At 62.5% G+C, this 2,400-nt stretch carries 3 protein-coding genes; all 3 read left to right on the top strand.

Going from position 1 to position 2,400, the window contains the following annotated elements:
- On the top strand, positions 1-282 hold a 282-nt coding region (gene speD, locus A2I95_RS31795; protein ID WP_291736247.1), incomplete at its 5' end, for an adenosylmethionine decarboxylase.
- Entirely contained in the window at positions 279-1,142 is an 864-nt protein-coding gene (speE, locus tag A2I95_RS31790; RefSeq protein WP_291736244.1) for a polyamine aminopropyltransferase, read from the top strand. The genes speD and speE, both read left to right, overlap by 4 nt.
- A gap of 325 nt (positions 1,143-1,467) precedes the next feature.
- On the top strand, positions 1,468-2,364 hold the full coding sequence (gene asd / locus A2I95_RS31785) for an archaetidylserine decarboxylase (RefSeq protein WP_027258804.1): 897 nt from the start codon (positions 1,468-1,470) through the stop codon (positions 2,362-2,364).
- The last annotated feature ends 36 nt before the right edge of the window (positions 2,365-2,400 follow it).

The raw sequence follows: 2,400 nt of genomic DNA, 5'->3' as shown, positions 1-2,400 counted from the left end.
TTCCGCGACTGCGTCGACGTCTGCGGAGCCACCCTGCTGCACATCCACACCCACAAGTTTTCGCCCCAGGGCGTCTCCGGCGTGGCCGTGCTGGCAGAAAGCCACATCTCGGTGCATACATGGCCGGAAATCGGCTATGGCGCCTTTGACGTCTTCATGTGCGGCGATGCCGAGCCGTGGAAAGCCGTCGACGTGCTGAAAGAGGCCTTCAACACCGACATGGTGGAAGTGCGCGAACTGCTGCGCGGAGAGGAACTGATCGCCAAAGAGGTTGCGGCATGAGCAGTGCCGGCAAACCGGAGTGGGTGACGGAAAGCCTGCACGCGCATTACGCCCAGGCCCTGCGCGTGGACGAAATGCTCTATGACAGCAACACTGATCACCAGCGCCTGAAAGTGTTCCAGAACGGCCAGTTCGGCCGCATCCTGACGCTGGACGACGTGGTGCAGACCACCGAAGGCGACAACTTCATCTACCATGAGATGCTGACCCATGTGCCGATCCTGGCCCATGGCAATGCCAAGCGCGTGCTGATCATCGGCGGCGGCGACGGCGGCATGGCCCGCGAGGCGCTGCGCCACACCTCGGTCGAGCATGTCACAATGGTCGAGATCGACGGCGGCGTGGTGGATTTCTCGAAAGAGTATCTGCCGATGCTGAGCGACGGCGCCTTTGACGATCCGCGCCTCAATCTGGTGATCAGCGACGGCGCGCTCTTCATGAAAGAGAACACCGGAAAGTTCGATGTGATCATCGTCGATTCGACCGACCCGATCGGCCCCGGCGAAGTGCTGTTCACCGATACGTTCTATGGCCATGCGGCGCGGTCGCTGACCGCGGATGGCATCATCGTCACCCAGAACGGCGTGCCGTTCATGCAGGGGGATGAGCTGACCGGCACCCTGCGGGCGTTCCAGGCTCTGTTTGCCGATGCCTCCTGCTATCTGGCGTCGGTGCCGACCTATGCCGGCGGGCCGATGGCGTTCGGCTGGGGCAGCCACTCGGACAAGGCCCGTAGTGTGAGCCTTGAGGATCTGGAGGCGCGCTTTGCCGCTGCCGGGATCGAGACCGGGTATTACAACCCGGAGATCCACAAGGCGGCGTTTGCCTTGCCGAACTACGTCAAAAATCTGTTCCCGTAAGGGCATGCACAAGGGGGCTTCGGCCCCCTTTTCTCTACTGCATTTCTTTACTGCAATTGCGCGGCCTTTGCGCTTGCAGCCAGCCCCTCCCCCTGGCCGACTGTCAGTTTGCCCGGACCGGTGCCCTCGGCGGGCAATGACTGACAGCAGCTTCTTTCTGGTCCCAAATACCTCAGGGTGAATTGGCCAAAGGCCAAGAGGGGCAGCGCCCCTGTTCTTTTCGCACCTGCCGGGCAGCGCCCCTCTCTGCTGCGCAATTCCCCCTTGGCCCCGGCCGCGCATCTTGCTAGGCGCAGAAGAATTGAAACCGAACCTGGCAGGCCCCATGCAGCGTGATCCGATCCTTGTTGTTGACCGCGACACCGGCGAGACCTTTGAAGAGGTGGTGCTGGGCGAGAAGTGGATCCGCTGGGCCTATCAGAACGCCAGCGCAAAGCCGGTGGAAAAGCTGCTGTTCCGCTCGGCTTTGGTCAGCCGGTGCATGGGCGCCTGGTTCGGCTCGCGGTTTTCCAAGGCCAAGATCAGCGCGGTGATCAACGAGTTGTCCATCAACATGGCGGAAGCCACCGCACCGGCGGAGAGCTATGGCTGTTTCAACGACTTTTTTGTGCGGAACCTGAAGTCTGAGGCCCGCCCCTACAGCAAAGATCCGCGGGACATCGTCTCCCCGGCAGACGGCCGGGTGCTGGTGTTTCCGGAGCTAGCCGAGGACGTCTTTGTTCCCGTCAAAGGCCACCCGATGTCAGTCCGCACTATGCTGCCCAGCATTGCGGAGCGTTTCATCGGCGGCGCGCTGGCCATCGTGCGGTTGTGCCCGGCGGATTACCACCGCTACCACTTCCCTGCCGCGGGCCGGATCACCGGCGCCCAGGACATTGCCGGCGCGCTGCATTCGGTGAACCCGATTGCGCTGGGGGCCGGACCGGATGTGTTCGGAGAGAACAAGCGCTCCTGGACCCTGGTCGAGACGGAGACGTTGGGCACCTATTGTTTTGTCGAGGTCGGCGCCTTTGGTGTGGGCAGCATCGTCAACACCCGTACCGCAGGCGCAGTGCAGAAGATGGACGAAAAGGGTTACTTCAAATTCGGCGGCTCCACCGTGGTGGTGGTGTTTGAGCCCGGCAAGGTCCGTTTCTCGGACGATCTGCTGGCCAACAGCGCCAAAGGCCGGGAGACGCTGGTGAAGGTCGGCCAGCCCTTTGCCACCGCGATCAACGCTTAGGCGGGACCGAGTAGGTCATGCTGGCACGTGCCACCG

The sequence above is a fragment of the Leisingera sp. F5 genome, from assembly GCF_001593695.1.
Note: the sequence above shows the minus strand (reverse complement) of the source record. Positions and strands in the feature narration are given on the sequence as shown.